Source organism: Thermomonospora echinospora (genome assembly GCF_900108175.1).
In the GTDB taxonomy this organism is placed as follows: Bacteria; Actinomycetota; Actinomycetes; order Streptosporangiales; family Streptosporangiaceae; genus Thermomonospora; species Thermomonospora echinospora.
The window spans coordinates 174,020-188,969 of sequence record NZ_FNVO01000006.1; the positions used below are offsets into that span (position 1 = coordinate 174,020).

The window sequence follows — 14,950 nt, forward strand, 5'->3', positions numbered from 1 at the left end:
TGGCCACGTGCAGAAGACTTCGCCCGTCCCTGGTCGTGGCGGGCCGCCCCTGACGCCGTCGGCCACGCGCGGGCCGGCGGGTGGGACGGGTCAGGTTCCCGTTCGGCACCGGTCCGGCATGGGGAAGGGGTCGGCGGCCAGTTCCCAGGCTCGTTGCAGCGGGCGGGGGTCCGTCCAGCAGCCCAGGTCGACGTGGGCGTTGATGAAGCCGTGCAGTTCCAGGAAGGCGCTCTGGGCGGCGAGCACGGCCAGGTGCTCGCCGGTCAGGTCGGGGGCGAAGTCGGTGCGCGGCCGGTGGACGTAGGCGGGGTCGCCGGTCTCCGCGGCCATGACCTGGGCCACCTCGGCGCCTCCCGCCCGGGTCCAGCGCGCCGCGCGCAGCAGTGCCGCCAGGTGGCGGGCCACCAGTTCGGGCTGGTCGGCCAGCAGGGCGGCGTGCACCGTGAGGGCGCGCGGCGTCCCGTTGTTGACGCGGATGAACGGGTCCGGGTGGTCGCCGAGTGCGGCGACCTCGACCGCCCGCAGCGCGCGCCGCACCGCGAGTCCTGCGGTCCCCCTGACCCAGATCGCGTCGACCGTTCCGTCGGCGAGCGCGGCGGCGGCCGGTCCGTGGTCATCGACGCCGGGTTCGTCCTCCACGCCGAGCCCGTCGCCGGTACGGTCCGGGAGCGTCCGTACGCGCACGTCGTCCAGGCCGAGTCCGGCCAGGCGCAGTGCGCGGTCGAAGCCGCGCAGGGCCGTCACGCCCGCCAGGCCCGCCCGGCGTCCCGGTGAGCCGGGCACGCCGACGGTGCGGCCGGCGAGGTCGGCCGGGCCGCCGATGCCCGAGTCCGGGCGGGCCAGCACGGCCTGGTACTCGTCCGCCCAGGAGATCGCCACCAGCCGGGTGGGGGCGCCGTGCGCGCGGGCCCGCAGAGCTGGAACGTTCCCGCTCTCCTGGATCAGTCCCGCCGTCCCCGGTCCGGGGTGGCCGCCCGGACCCCACGGCACCGGATCCCGCGGCGTGGGGACCGGCGGTCCGTCCGGGCCGAACTCCGCCGCGAGGAAGCCCGCCCGTGCGGCGACGGCCGTCACGGTGGGCGCCGGACAGCAGGCGTACCGGCCCATCACGGCCGCTCCGGACCGAGATGATCGCGCTCCTCCATCACCCGTTCCCTTCGCTCGGGACCTGCGCGGCCAGCACGGCACATCAGAGAGGAAAACAGACCAGAAAAGTAGATTATTACCGGATTCATGCCATGTCGTCCACCGGCCGCGGGCATCACACGGCCCGCTGTGCGGAAGGCTACGCCCAGGACCGCCGACTCCGCAGCGGACTGGTGAGATCGCCTCATAATACCTATATTATAGGTAGGTTTTGCCTAAAAATGGAGGTGGGCATGGCGTTGCCCGACGTCCTGGTCATCGGCGCGCCCAAGGCGGGCACGACGGCGTTGCACAGCGGGCTGGCCCGGCATCCGCGGCTGTTCATGTCGCCGGTCAAGGAGCCCAAGTTCTTCCTGACGGACGGGCCGCCGCCCACCCGGGGCGGTCCCGGCGACGCGCAGACCTACCGGGAGCACGTCTGGCGGCGGGCCGACTACGAAGCCCTCTTCGACGGCGCTCCCCCGGGCGCGCTGTGCGGCGAGAGCACCCCCTTCTACCTGCATGACCTTGAGGCGCAGCTCAGGATCCGGCGGCTGATCCCCGACGTCCGGCTGATCGCGGTGCTGCGGGACCCGGTGGAGCGCGCCCACTCCAACTGGGCGCACCTGTGGTCGGCGGGGCTGGAGCCGATCGGCGACGTGGTCGAGGCGTGCGCCGCCGAGGAGCAGCGGGTGCGGGCCGGGTGGGCGGCCTTCTGGCGCTACACCGGCCTGGGCAGGTACGGGGAACAACTCCAGCACCTGTTCAAGCTGTTCCCCCGCGAGCAGGTGCTCCTGCTGCGCTACCGAGAGGTGCGCGACACCCCCCGCGCCACGCTCGACCGGATCTGCGCATTCCTCGGCGTGGAGACCGGACTGATCAGCACGATCCCGGCGGAGAACGTGACCCGGCACGTCTCCGACTCCCCCGCCAACCGGGCGTTGCAGGTGCTGCTGCGCGGCGGGGCCTCACTCGGCAGGTACATGCCGGAGGCCGTCCGGCAGACGGCGCGGCGCCCCTTCCTGTCCCTGCTCCAGCGGGATCCGCGCCTGCGCCGGCCGCCCGCCCCTGAGCAACGCGAACGGCTGCTGCCCTACTTCGAGGACGACATCGCGCTGTTTCAGGAGCTCACCGGCTGGGACTGCGCCGACTGGCTCAAGGTCGGGTGAAACTCGGTGCGCAGCTCGTGCGCCCCGTCGGCGCGGGTCACCTCGTAGTAGACCCGCCAGCCCTCCCCCGGCACCCGTACCGCGTCGAGGTAGCGCAGGCCGCCACCGGCATGGGGGGAGGCCCCCAAGGGCTCCTCCCCCTGCGGGACCAGCACCGAGTATCCCTGCCCCACGGCCACACCGGTGCGCTCCTCGTAGTTCTCGGCGGCGCTGGCCCGCCCGTCGTAGAAGGCGACGGTGCGCCCCTCGTGCGGGATCACGGTCGAGACCCGGACGCCCCGGGCGTCCCAGCGTCCCGGGCGTCCGGTCAGCACGGTGCCCTGCCAGACCCACTCCAGCCCGTTGGCGCTGGTGGCGTAGTCGGTGACCATCTGGTCGGCCTCGTCGGGGTCGGCCAGCGGGTGGCAGGAGGCCCACAGGTGCCACTTGTCCCCGTCGTGGCGGATCACCGGGTCCTTCACCCCCACGAGCCGGCTGCCGGGCAGCACGACGTTGCTGCGCACCGGGTCGAACGCCGCGGGGTCGGCGGCCTCCAGCACCTCCACCCGCCAGTGCTTGGTACCGGGCGTGGCGCAGCTGACGTACAGCCGGAAGGCCCCGTCCTCGGTCACCACCAGCGCGGGGCGCTCCAGCGACTCGGCCGACATCCGGTCCTTGTCGATGACCGCGAGGGTCTCGAACCGCTCGCCGTCCTGGGACCGGGCCACCACCACCGCGTACCCGCGGCCCGCCCCGATCGGCCGGCGCAGCCGGTAGGCCAGGTAGGTCGTCCCGTCCACCAGGCAGGCGCTCGGCGCGCCCGCCCAGTACCCCGGCGCGTCCTGCGGCGGCGCGACGACGAGCCGGGAGCGCTCCGGCCGCGGCGGAGGAAACGGCAGACCGGGATCTCTATCAACCATGCATGAATACTAAAGAATTTTGCCGACGGCCGCCGCCCCGGTCAGGGGGTCTGCGGGTGGAAGTCGCCGAAGCGGCCCCGGTGGTAGAGCAGGGGGTCGCCGGGATCGCGGACCTCGACACCGGTCACCCGGCCGACGACCAGCACGTGGTCGCCGATGTCGATGGTGGTGTGCGGGGTGCACAGCAGGTGCGCGCACACGCCCTCCAGCAGCGGGGTGCCGTCGGCGGCCGGGCGCCAGCGGGTGGGGGCGGCGAAGCGGTCGACGCCGCGCAGCGCGAAGCGGGTCGCGAGGTCAGCTTGGCCGGACGACAGGATGTTCACCGCGAACCGCTGTGCCGCGCGCAGCGACGGCCAGGTGGTGGAGGTGTGGGCCACGTAGAACGACACCAGCGGCGGGGCCAGGCTCACCGAGGAGAAGGAGGTCGCGGTGAGCCCGGCCGGGGCGCCGCCGGAGGTCGCGGTGACCACCACGACCCCGGCGGCGTGCAGCGCCAGCGCGCGGCGGAACCGGTCCTCGTCGATCACCTGGTCGGGCAGCAGTTCGGTCATCACCACACGTCCTTTCGCGGAACCGCCGGCAGTCGGAAACGGGACGCCGCGGGGCCGCCGCCGCGTCGGAGGCGGCCCCGCGGCGGGTCAGGAGTACCAGGTGGGTTCGGGCAGCTTGTCCTGCAGCAGGTAGACCCCGATCTCACGGCGCTTGTAGGCCACCGGGTCGTGCAGGGTGTGGGTGCGGACGTTGCGCCAGAAGCGGTCCAGTCCCTCGCGGGAGGTCGTGGACCGGGCGCCCGTGGCCTCGAAGATCCGGCCGGCCACCTCCAGGGCGACCTCGGTGGCCTGGACCTTGGCCGCCGCCACCCGCACCTCGTGCTCGCCGCGCAGCCGCTCGGTGACCTCGTCGGGGTGCTCGTGGAACCACAGCCCCTCCTCGGCGACCTGGTCGGCCAGCGCCTCGGCGGACCACAGCGCGGCGCTGAGGTCGCCGTAGATGTCGATGATGTACGGCTCGTCGACCGCGCGCTCGTGGCCGCCGTGCAGCCACGGCCGCGTGCGGCTGCGGGTGTAGGCGATGGCGGTCTCCAGCGCCCCCCGGGCGATGCCCAGGTAGAAGTTGACGAACACCAGCTGGATCGTCGGGACGTTGAGGGTGTTGTAGACGCGCGGCTGGAACTCCTTGTCGACGTACCCGGCGGCATCGCGCCACGGCACCCGCACGTCGGAGATGGTGACGCTGCCGCTCTCGGTGAGCCGCTGGCCGATGTTGTCCCAGTCGTCGTGGAAGGTCAGGCCCGGGTCGCCGGACGGGACGATGGCGAAAACGTGCTTGTCGGTGCCCTCCAGGACCCCTTCGAGCACGGTCACGTCCGAGACCTTGCTGCCGGTGGAGAACGACTTGCGGCCGTTGAAGACGAGCGTGTCGCCCTCGTCGCGGATCACCACGTCGTCGTCGCGGGGGTTGACGGCGCCGCCGAAGAACCACCTGTTGCGGGCGGCCTCGGCCTCGACGTGCTCCCACTGCTCGCGGGTGCCGACCAGGCGGGCCGCCCAGTTCCACAGGTAGTGGTAGCCGAGCAGCTGGCCGATGGAGCCGTCGGCCTTGGCGACCTCGCGGACCACCCGGTAGGCGGTCGGCCAGTTCTGCCCGCCGCCGCCGTGCTCGGCCGGGCCGAGCAGGGTGACCAGCCCGGAGTCCTTGAGCAGCCGGACCTCGGCGTACGGGGTGGCGGCGGCCCTGTCACGTTCCACGGCGTCCGAGGCCAGGATGGCGGCCACCTCGCCGGCGCGGGCGATCCACTCTTCGGGGGTGCGGGGCGTCTCGCGGGTGGACCAGTCCGGCCCGCTGATCTCTGCGGTGGTCATGGCTCTCCTCATGAGGGTCTGTGCGGGGTGCTCGCCGTGCCGGACGGGCACGGTGGGCGGGAGGCGTCCGGCCGTTCGTTTCGAGGCGGAACGCCGGAGGTCAGGCGGCGCCGGCGAGGACCTCGGCCTCCAGTTCGCGGACGATGGGCAGCACACGGGTGCCGAAGTACTCCACGTCCTCCAGGTAGTGCAGGAAGCCGAGCAGCAGCAGGTGCACGCCGCGCTTCTTGTACTCGACGATGCGCCGGGCGACCTGCTCGGGGGTGCCGACGAGCCCGGTGCGGAAGCCGTCGTTGTACTGGACGAGGTCGGTGAACTCCGAGTCCTGCCACATGCCCTTGCCGTCGGCGGTGGACTGCCCGGCCTGCTTGACGGCGGCGCCGAAGCCGTCGACGGCCTCCCGGTCGGCCTTGGCGACGATCTCGCGGAGCACCTCGCGGGCCTCGGCCTCGGTGTCGCGGGCGACCACGAAGCCGTTGAGCCCGAAGCGCACCCGGCGGCCGTGCGTGGCCGCGACGGAGGAGACCTCGGCGATCTGCTCGGTGACGCCGTCGAAGTCCTTGCCGTTCATGAAGTACCAGTCCGACACGCGACCGGCCATCTGGCGGGCGGCGGTGGAGTTGCCGCCCTGGAAGATCTCCGGGTGCGGGCTCTGCAGCGGCTTGGGCTTGAGGGTGAAGTCGCGGACCCGGTAGAAGTCGCCGGCGAGTTCGGCGTGGTCGGTGGTCCAGATGGCCTTGAGGGCACGGATGAACTCCTCGGATCGGCGGTAGCGCTCGTCGTGCTCCAGCCAGGGCTCGCCGAGGGCGGTGAACTCGCCCTTGAACCAGCCGCTGACCACGTTCACCGCGAACCGGCCGCCCGACAGGTGGTCGGCGGTGGCGCCGAGCTTGGCGAGCACGCCGGGGTGCCACAGGCCGGGGTGGACGGCGGCGATCACCTTGAGCCGCCGGGTGGCCAGCAGCAGCGCGAGGCTGAAGCTCGTGGACTCGTGCTGTTTGTCGGCCCCGTAGCTGGCCATGTACCGCACCTGGGTGAGGGCGTAGTCGAAGCCGTTGTCCTCGGCGAGCACGGCCAGCCGACGGTTGTAGTCGTAGCTCCAGTCGGTGCGCTGCTCGATCTCGCTGACCACCAGGCCGCCGCTGACGTTGGGCACCCAGTAGGCGAACTTCAGGGGTTCGGCCGCCGGGTCGGGCGTTTCGGACATGGGCGTGCACTCCACATCGTCGAAGAGGGCGTCGTCGGACAGGGCCGGACGCGTCCGCCCCATGCGGGGCGCGACGCGGGTCCGGGACGGTGCGGGCGCGGGGTCGCCGGGCGGTTCCCGGGTGGCGCGCCGTGAACGGAGGCGGGTCGTTCAGCGGGGACGGCGACAGCGGCTCGCCGCGACCCGGACGAGGTCGACGTGCCGGCGGCGGGTGAGCAGGGGCTGAACTCGCACATCACGATGCAAACACGCCCTCCGCACACTGTCAATATTTCCTATAGGATTACTAGAGAATTGTGCCCGTGACGCCATGCCGCGCCCGCCCCTCCCCGGTCAGATCACGCCGTGCCGGGGCGGCGGCGTGCCGTTGAGCGTGTAGCGGCCGATGTGCTGGACCTTCCAGCGGACCGGGTCGTGCAGGGTGTGGGTGCGCGCGTTGCGCCAGTGCCGGTGGAGGTTGAGGCCCTCCAGGCTGGAGCGGGTGCCCGACACCTCGAACAGCGCGCTGGAGATCTCCACACAGGCCCGGTCGGCGACCGCCTTGGCGGTGGCGACCGCGATCGACGCGGCGGCGGTGGCCTCCTCGGTGAGCGTGTGCCGGGCGACCTCCACCGCCCGGCCCGCCTCGGCCAGCAGCGCCCGCGCCGACCGCTCGGCGATCGCCAGCTCGCCGAACCGCTGGACGAGCAGCGGGTCCTCGGCCGCCGTCGAGACTCCGCTCTCGAACCAGGGACGGGACTTGGTCCGCACGAACTCGGCCGCCTCACGCAGCGCGCCGCCCGCGATGCCCACGTCGATGGCCGTGTGCAGCAGTTGCGCGTACGAGCCGTGGATCTGCGGGCCGGTGAAGGTCAGGTGGTGCGGCACGACCCGCTCGGCGGGGACCCAGACGTCCTGGAGCCGTACCGTGCCGCTGGCGGTGGTGCGCTGGCCCATGCCCGACCAGTCGTCGACGACCTTCAGCCCGGGGGCGCCCCTCGGCACGTAGGCGACGTGCAGCCGGTCGCCCTCGCCCGGCACGTCGAGCTGGGCGAGCACCGGCACCCAGTGCGCGAACAGCGCGCCGGTGCAGTAGTGCTTCTCGCCGGTCAGCCGGTAGCCGCCGCCGTTGCCGTCGGGAACGAGCCGGGTCCGGTAGTCCTGGACGTGCCTGGTGCCCGCCTCCGACTGCGCGTTGCCGAAGCGCCGGCCCGCCAGTGCCTCGCCGAAGAAGTACTCGCGCTGGCGCGCGTCCCCCTGCTGGGCCAGGACGCGCAGGTAGACGACATGGCTCTGCGGAATCTGTGCGATGTTGGGGTCGGCCTCGGCCAGCAGCCGGTAGACCTCCGCGAGGGTGTCGGCGCGCACGTCGGCCCCGCCGTACTCGCGGGGCACGGTGATCGCCAGCAGCCCGCTGTCGGACAGCCGGTCGAGCTGGGGACGGGGCAGCAGCCGCCGCGCGTCGCGTTCGGCGGCGCCGGGCGCGAACTCGGCGGCCAGCCGCGCGGCGGTCTCGACCGCCTCCTCGTCGGTACGGATCACATGCGCCCGGCCGGCGGCCGGGGGCGCCACGGCTTCGTCGAAGGTGGTCATCTCGCTCCCTGGGGGACGAAGCAATATTCAGATTAATCCTACTGTTTTAATAGGCTATTTGCCCAGACCGCGGTACCCGGCGCCCGGATGGTCCTCGCGCAGCCGCCGCACCCCGGTGCCCAGCAGGTTCTCGCGCAAGGTGCTTCCCGCGTACTCCTCCGGCACCCGCCCGCGCCGCCGCAGCTCCGGGACGACCAGGTCGACGAAGTCCACGAAGGTGCCCGGAGTCACGGCGTAGGCGAGGTTGAAGCCGTCGATCCCGGTCTCCTCGACCCAGGACTCCAACTCGTCGGCCACGGTGGCGGGCGAGCCGGCGACGACCGGGCCGATGCCGCCGACCGCCAGGTACTCGGCGATGTCGCGGGGCGTCCAGCGGCGGTCCGGATCGATCGTGGTGAAGATCTCCAGCGCGGAGTGGACGGCGTCCGTCCGCACGTACTCCAGCGGCTCGTCGGGGTCGTACTCCGACAGGTCCAGTCCGCTCCATCCGCCGTACAGGGCCATCGCGCCCTCGTAGGAGGAGTGCCGCAGGTAGTCGTCGTACTTGGCGCGGGCCTCGGCGTCGGTGGGGGCGGTGATCGCGGTGAACAGGATGAAGATCTTCACGCTGTCCGGGTCGCGGCCCTCCCGCGCGGCCCTGCCGCGGATGTCCGCGACGCGCCTGCGCAGCCCCTCCTTGGTAACGGCGTTGATGAACACGCCCTCGGCGTGCCGGGCCGCGAACGCGCGCCCGGGAGCCGACGCGCCCGCCTGGTAGATGACCGGGGTGCGCTGCGGTGAGGGCTCGCTGAGGAAGGCGCCCGGCACCTGGAAGTACCGGCCCTTGTGGCCGATGTCGTGGACCTTGGCCGGGTCGGTGTAGACGCCGCGCTGCACGTCGCGCACGACGGCGTCCTCCTCCCACGAGCCCTCCCACAGCTTGTAGCAGACCTCCAGGAACTCCTCCGCCACCGCGTAACGGTCGTCGTGGTCGAGCTGGCGTTCCAGGCCCAGGTTCCTCGCCGCGCTGTCCAGGTACGAGGTGACGACGTTCCAGGCGATCCGGCCCTTGGTCAGATGGTCGAGCGTGGTGAACTTGCGGGCCAGGGCGTACGGCTGCTCGTAGGTCAGCGAGACCGTGACACCGAAGCCCAGGTGCCGCGTGGCCGCCGCCATCGCCGACACGACCAGCAGCGGATCGGTCAGCGGGATCTGCGTCGACTGCCGCAGCGCCGGGTCGCGGGAGCCGGTGTAGACGTCGTAGGCGCCCAGCACGTCGGCCAGGAACAGCGAGTCGAAACGGCCGCGCTCCAGCAGCCGCGCCAGCTCGATCCAGTAGTCCAGGTCGGTGTACCGGTACGCCTGGTCGTCGGGATGCCGCCACAGTCCGGGCGCCTGGTGGCCGACGCAGCTCATGTCGAAGGCGTTGAGGAAGATCCGTTTGGGGGGCGTGCTCACGGGCGCTCCTTGCGATGGAAAGGGGTCATTTCACGGCGCCGGCGGACAGCCCGGCCACCAGCCGGCGCTGGGCCAGCAGGGCCAGCACGTAGACGGGGGCGACGCCGACGATCGAGGCCACCGCCTGCCGGCCGAACTGAATGTTGCGGTCGCCCTGGAACAGCGACAGCGCGACGGGAAGGGTCTGCACCGAGGTCTCCTGGGCGAAGCTCAGCGCGAACAGCAGCTCGTTGTAGCCCAGGAAGAAGCAGATCAGCCCGGACGCCACGATGCCGGGGGCGATCAGCGGAGCGATCACGTGCCGCAGCACGCCCCAGCCGCCCAGCCCGTCCAGCCAGGCCGCCTCCTCGATCTCCTGCGGCACCCGGCGCACGAAGCCGTCCAGCAGCCACACCGCGACCGGCACGTTCGCCAGCCCGGTGACCAGCACCAGCCCCGCCAGCGTGTTGTTCAGCCCCGTGGTGCGCAGCAGGTAGAACAGCGGCAGCACGGCCACCACCGGCGGGGCGCAGTAGGAGGCCAGCACCAGCGACAGCAGCCGCTCGCCGCTGCGCCGGGCACGGGCGGTGTAGTGCGCCGCCGGCACCGCGATCGCCAGGGTGAGCGCCACCGCCCCCGCCGCCACGACCCACGAGTTGGCCAGATGGCGGGGCAGGTCGATCGCGCCGAACGTGTCGGGCCAGTTGCGCCAGAACACCTCGCTGGGCAGCAGCCCCCCGTTCAGCACGTCATCGCGGGAACGCAGCGACAGCGACACGATGTAGACCAGCGGCACCGCCATGAGGACCGCGACCGGCGCCAGCAGCGCGGTGAGCAGGCGGCGGCTCACCGCTCGGCCCGCACGGCCCGGCGCCGCACCAGGGCGACGATCGTGGCGACCGCGCCCACCATCACCGAGAACACCAGGGTCTCGGCGGCGGCCGTGCCCACCTGGAAGCTCTCCAGCGCCGTCCGCTGGATCTCGTAGGTGGAGGTGTTGGTGGCGGCGCCCGGACCGCCGGCGGTCACCACGTACACGATGTCGAACACCTTGAACCCTCCGACCAGCCGCAGCAGGAACACCGCCAGCAGCGCGGGACGCAGGTAGGGCAGCACCACCGAGACCAGCAGCCGCCAGTGGCCCGCCCCGTCCAGTACCGCCGCCTCGCGCAGCTCCTCCGGCACGCCCAGCAGCGCCGCGTACACCAGCAGCACCACGAACGGCGTCCACTGCCAGGTGTCGATCACGACCAGCGTCCAGAACGCGCCCCGCTCGTCGCCCAGCGGGTTGACCGCCGGAAGGCCGACCAAGGCGAGCGTCCCGTTGACCGCGCCGCCGACCGGGGCCAGCAGCAGCTTCCACGCGACGCCCACCATGACCGGTGGGGTGACCAGCGGCAGCAACAGCAGCCCGCCGAGCAGGCCCAGCCGCCGGGCCCGCGCCGCCAGCGCCAGCGCCAGCCCCGTCCCGATCACCAGTTGCCCGGCCGCCGCCAGCACCGCGAACAGCGTGGAGCGCCACAGCGACCCGGTGAAGATCTCGTTGTCCAGGGCGTTGCGGAAGTTGTCCGACCCCACCCAGGACTGCAGCGGCCGCGCCAGCGTCGACTCGGTCAGCGCCAGCCCGACCAGGTACACCAGCGGATACCCGGAGAAGACCAGCAGGGCGGCGGTCACCGGGGCGGCCTGCCACCGCGAGACCCGCGGCAACCGGGCGCGCCGCACCGCCCGTCGCCGCGTCAGCCCCGCCGGCCGGGTGATCGCGCCCTCAGCCAAGCTCCTTCTCCCAGGCGCTGTGGACCTTCTCCAGCGTCTGCCGCGCCTGCTGCTTGCCCTGGAAGGCCAGTGCCAGCTCGTCCACCAGCACTTGCAGCAGCTCGGGAGCCTTGGGGCCGTTCGGCCACACCAGCGGCGAGCCCGACAGTCCCTCGGCCACCACATCGGCGGCCCGGCCGAAGGACTTCTTGAACACCGGCGCGCTGAGCGTGCTGGTGCGGATCGGGTCCGAGCCGCTGGTCGGATCGGCGATCTGCGCCTCGTTCTGCTTCTTGCTCGCGGCGAACTTCACGAACGCGGCGGCAGCCTCCTTCCGCTTGGACAGCGTGGAGACGCCGAGCGCGAACCCGGCGTCCAGCGAGGTCGCGGGCTTGGTGTTGGAGCCGCCCACCGGCAGCGTCACCACGTCCCACTTGTCGACGACCTGGGAGTGCTCGGGGTCCTGCGCCTTCACCGAGTGGTCGGTCCAGAACTCCAGTTGCGCCGCCTTGCCGGACAGGAACGCCGGAAGCGCCTGGTCGAAGCCGGTCTGCAGCGGGGTGGGCAGCGCGTGCGGGGCGGCGTCCAGCACCGACTGCAGCGCGGCGACCGCCTCGTCCGAGGCCAGCACGGGCTTGCCCGCCTCGTCCAGGAACCGCCCGCCGAAGCCGACCAGCCGGTTGGCGAAGGTGCAGCCCAGGATGATGGGCACCTGCTGGCCCTCGATGATCACGCCGTAGTGCTCGCCCCGGCTGTCCTTGGTGATCTTCTCGGCGGCGGCGTTGGAGTCCTCCCAGGTCCTGGGCGCCTCCAGTGTGTACCGCTCGAACAGCTCGGTGTTGTAGTAGAGGATGTGGGTGTCACCGTCGAACGGCAGTCCCCACCGCTTGCCCTCGTACAGGGTGTACGGGTCGTAGATCGACGGCAGCAGGTCGCCGGTGTCGATGTCGGGGTTGGCCTTGATGTAGGCGGTCAGGTCCTCCAGCACGCCGCCGGCCGCCAGGGTGCCCAGCCCGACGTACCAGTACATGATCACATCGAACTGGCCCGCCCCGGACTGCACGTCCAGCACCGACTTGGCCAGCAGCTTGTCGTAGGCGACCGGGGTGATCTGCAGGTCGGCTCCGGTCTCGGCCTTGAACGACTTGCGCAGGATCTCGAAGGCCCCGGCGTTGGGCTGGTTGACCAGGACCTTGAGGGTGACTCCGTCCAGGTCGGGCCGGCCCGTCGGGTCGAGGGCCTCACCGGCCTCGCCGCCGCAGGCCGCCAGCAGCGGGCCGGCGGCGGCGAGCGCGCCGAGGCCGAGGGCGCCGCGCAGCACCGTGCGGCGGGAGGTGCCGGGCCGGAACAGGGGTTGGGACATCACGCGTCCGTTCTTCTTGGGTCTCGGGCGGTCAGGTGTAGAGGGTGAAGGGCGGGAACTCGCCGGTCAGGAAGTGCGCGCCGACCTCGCGCTGCTTGTAGGCCACGGGATCGTGCAGGGTGTGGGTGCGGGCGTTGCGCCAGAACCGGTCCAGGGCCAGCGCCGCCCTCGTGGACCGCGCCCCGGTGACCTCGAAGATCCGCGAGGCGACGGTCAGCGACGCCTCGGTCGCGGCGACCTTGGCGGTGGCGACCAGCACGGCCAGTTCCCCACGCCGCTCCTCGGTGAGGTCCTCGCGGCCGGGTCCGTGCAGCGCGGGCTCGATCTCCTCGATCGCCTGGTCGGCCAGCGCCCGCGCGGCCCGCAGCCGGGCCACCAGCTCGCCGTAGGTGGCCAGCACGTACGGGTCGTCCACGGCGCGTTCGACACCGCTGAGCAGCCACGGGCGGGTGGTCGTGCGGGTGTAGTCGCGGGCGGAGGCCAGCGCCCCCTCCGCGATCCCCAGGTAGAACTGCACGAACACGAGCTGGATCGCCGGGGTCACCAGCGTCACCCACGGGGAGGGGTTCTCCAGCGACCCGATGACGTCTTCGGCCGCGACCGGCACGGCGGCGAAGGAGACGCTCCCGCTGGCCGACAGCCGTTGCCCGATGTTGTCCCAGTCGTCCGGCCGGGTCACCCCGGGGTGCAGGGGGTTGGCGATGACGACGAGCGGTTCGCCCGTGTCCGCCCTGGTGGCGCCGACCGCCAGCCGGTCGCCGACCCGGGCCCCGGTGGCGAACGTCTTCGTCCCGTTCAGCTCGAAGCCTCCCGTGGGGCGCGGCGTCAGCGTCAGGTCGGGGTCGCGGGGGTTGAACGCCCCGCCCCACAGCCAGCGCGCGGCGGCGGCCTGCCGCTCGACCCGCTCCTGCAACTGGGGCGAGCCGAAGAAGTGCAGGTTCCACGACAGCAGGTAGTGGTAGCCCAGCAGTTGCCCGATGCCGCCGTCGGCGGCGGCGATCTCCCTGGTCACCTGGTAGGCGGTGCGCCAGGTGGCGCCGCCGCCCCCGCGCTCGGCGGGGATCAGCAGGGTGAGCAGACCGGCCGTGCGCAGGTACTCGATCTCCTCGAACGGGGGCCGGCCGGCCCGGTCCCGCTCGGCGGCGTCCTCGGCCAGTTCGGCGGCGACCTCGCGGGCCAGCACGAGCCAGCCGTCGTGGTCGCGCGGCTGCGCCTTGGCCTCAGGGGCGGTGTCGGTGAATGCGGTGGTCAAGGGTCCTCTCCCGGTGAACGCGCTCAGACGATGCCGTTGGGGGGCGGCGCCACGCCGTTCAGCGCGTGGTCGCCGAGGTGTTGAAGCTTCCAGCGGCGGGGGTCGTGCAGGGTGTGGGTGCGGGCGTTCCGCCAGTGGCGGTCCAAGTTGTAACGTTCCAGTGACGCGCGGGCACCGACCACGCCGAGCACTTCGCTGGACACCGTCAGCGCGGCGATGTCCCCCTGGGCCCGCGCGGCGGCCACCGCCAGCGAGGCCTCCGCCACCGGGTCCTCCGCCGTCAGGCTCCCGAACCCTCCGGACCCTCCCGGCCCGCTCCTTGGGGCGGCGGCCGGGTCGCCGGCCCCCGCGGCGGGTTCCGGATCGCCGCTGGAACGTTCCGGTCCGGCGGGACTCGGGTGCCCCAGCGCGGCGTCGAGCGCCTGGCCCGCGCGGACGAGCAGCGCCTCGGCGGCGCGGACCAGCAGCGCCAACTCGCCGAACTTCTGGATCACCAGGGGTTCGCGGGCGAGCCGGTCGACCCCCGCCTCGGGCCACGGGCGGGCCGAGGCGCGGACGAACGAGGCGCCCTCGGCCAGGGCTCCCCCGGCGATGCCCACGTCGATGGCCGCGTGCATGTACTGGCCGAAGGCGCCGAAGACCTCCGGGCGCTCGAAGGTGCGGTAGTGCGGTACGACGCGGTCGGCGGGGACGCGCACGTCGTTCAGGTGAACGGTGCCGCTGCCGGTGGTGCGCTGGCCGAAGCCCGACCAGTCGTCCACCACCTCCAGCCCCGGCGCGTCCCGCGGGATGAACACCGCGTGGACGCGGCCCTCCTCGTCGGTCGCGTACACCGGGATCCAATGCGCGAAGGGGGAGCCGGTCGCGTACGACTTCGTCCCGCTGACGGTGTAGTCGCCGTCGGGCCGACGGGTCAGCCGCGTCCTGAACTCGAAGGCGTTGGCGGCGCCCGCCTCGGCCAGCGCGTTGCCGAAGCGCCGGCCCTTGAGCAGTTCGGCGTAGAAGAACGCGCGCTGCTCGCCGGTGCCGTTCTCGGCCAGCACTCGCACGAAGAAGAAGTGGTTCTGCGGGATCTGGCCGATGCTGGGGTCGGCGGCCGACAGCAGCCGGAAGACCTCCCCCAGCGTGACGGCGCCGACCCCGGCGCCGCCGTGCTCGCGCGGCACCGTGATGCCCAGCAGCCCGGACTCCGACAGCTCGGCCAGTTCGGTGACCGGCGGCGTGCGGTCGGCGTCCCGGCGGGCCGCGCCCACCGCCAGCCGCGCCGCCAGTTCCCGCGCGACCTCGACCGCCTCGGTGTCGTCACGGATCAGATGCGCCATGGACGGCC

14 protein-coding genes are annotated in these 14,950 nt (G+C 72.6%); 1 reads left to right on the plus strand and 13 read right to left on the minus strand.

All coding sequences use genetic code 11. The features are described from left to right. Window positions 1-90: 90 nt before the first annotated feature. Window positions 91-1,107, minus strand: a complete 1,017-nt coding sequence (locus tag C4U03_RS16500; RefSeq protein WP_103938670.1) for an ABC transporter substrate-binding protein — start codon at window positions 1,105-1,107, stop codon at window positions 91-93. A gap of 272 nt (window positions 1,108-1,379) precedes the next feature. Between C4U03_RS16500 and C4U03_RS16505 the strand changes: the two genes are divergently transcribed. Then, complete coding sequence (locus C4U03_RS16505) at window positions 1,380-2,294, plus strand: sulfotransferase family protein (protein ID WP_103938671.1); 915 nt, start codon at window positions 1,380-1,382, stop codon at window positions 2,292-2,294. On the opposite strand, the gene C4U03_RS16510 is transcribed toward C4U03_RS16505, so the two are convergent. From C4U03_RS16510 to C4U03_RS16560, 12 genes are all read right to left on the minus strand, one after another. After that, window positions 2,246-3,193: a glycoside hydrolase family protein gene (locus C4U03_RS16510; RefSeq protein ID WP_103938672.1), complete on the minus strand. Its 948-nt coding sequence runs from the start codon at window positions 3,191-3,193 to the stop codon at window positions 2,246-2,248. The two genes, C4U03_RS16505 and C4U03_RS16510, sit on opposite strands and share 49 nt — an antisense overlap. Before the next feature lie 41 nt (window positions 3,194-3,234). Beyond that, the gene (locus C4U03_RS16515) at window positions 3,235-3,744 is read right to left on the minus strand and encodes a flavin reductase family protein (protein WP_103938673.1); all 510 of its coding nucleotides are present in this window, start codon (window positions 3,742-3,744) and stop codon (window positions 3,235-3,237) included. An 87-nt stretch (window positions 3,745-3,831) separates the two neighbouring features. Next, entirely contained in the window at window positions 3,832-5,055 is a 1,224-nt protein-coding gene (locus C4U03_RS16520; protein WP_103938674.1) for an acyl-CoA dehydrogenase family protein, read from the minus strand. A gap of 100 nt (window positions 5,056-5,155) precedes the next feature. Then, on the minus strand, window positions 5,156-6,262 hold the full coding sequence (gene sfnG, locus C4U03_RS16525) for a dimethylsulfone monooxygenase SfnG (RefSeq protein WP_103938845.1): 1,107 nt from the start codon (window positions 6,260-6,262) through the stop codon (window positions 5,156-5,158). Between the two features lie 150 nt (window positions 6,263-6,412). Next, window positions 6,413-6,574, minus strand: coding sequence for a putative leader peptide (locus C4U03_RS42975; RefSeq protein WP_407701434.1), 162 nt, complete (start codon window positions 6,572-6,574; stop codon window positions 6,413-6,415). A 21-nt stretch (window positions 6,575-6,595) separates the two neighbouring features. After that, entirely contained in the window at window positions 6,596-7,834 is a 1,239-nt protein-coding gene (locus C4U03_RS16530; protein ID WP_103938675.1) for an SfnB family sulfur acquisition oxidoreductase, read from the minus strand. Window positions 7,835-7,888: 54 nt separating this feature from the next. After that, window positions 7,889-9,271, minus strand: coding sequence for an LLM class flavin-dependent oxidoreductase (locus tag C4U03_RS16535; RefSeq protein WP_235017911.1), 1,383 nt, complete (start codon window positions 9,269-9,271; stop codon window positions 7,889-7,891). 25 nt (window positions 9,272-9,296) lie between these two features. Then, complete coding sequence (locus C4U03_RS16540) at window positions 9,297-10,100, minus strand: carbohydrate ABC transporter permease (RefSeq protein ID WP_200827272.1); 804 nt, start codon at window positions 10,098-10,100, stop codon at window positions 9,297-9,299. Further along, window positions 10,097-11,026, minus strand: coding sequence for a carbohydrate ABC transporter permease (locus C4U03_RS16545; protein WP_200827273.1), 930 nt, complete (start codon window positions 11,024-11,026; stop codon window positions 10,097-10,099). The genes C4U03_RS16540 and C4U03_RS16545 overlap by 4 nt, the downstream gene beginning before the upstream one ends. Further along, a complete protein-coding gene (locus C4U03_RS16550; RefSeq protein WP_103938676.1) occupies window positions 11,019-12,368 on the minus strand; it encodes an extracellular solute-binding protein in 1,350 nt (449 codons plus the stop codon). The genes C4U03_RS16545 and C4U03_RS16550 overlap by 8 nt, the downstream gene beginning before the upstream one ends. Before the next feature lie 31 nt (window positions 12,369-12,399). Beyond that, entirely contained in the window at window positions 12,400-13,620 is a 1,221-nt protein-coding gene (locus C4U03_RS16555; RefSeq protein WP_103938677.1) for an acyl-CoA dehydrogenase family protein, read from the minus strand. A 23-nt stretch (window positions 13,621-13,643) separates the two neighbouring features. Further along, window positions 13,644-14,942, minus strand: a complete 1,299-nt coding sequence (locus tag C4U03_RS16560) for an acyl-CoA dehydrogenase family protein (protein WP_103938678.1) — start codon at window positions 14,940-14,942, stop codon at window positions 13,644-13,646. Window positions 14,943-14,950 lie beyond the last annotated feature (8 nt).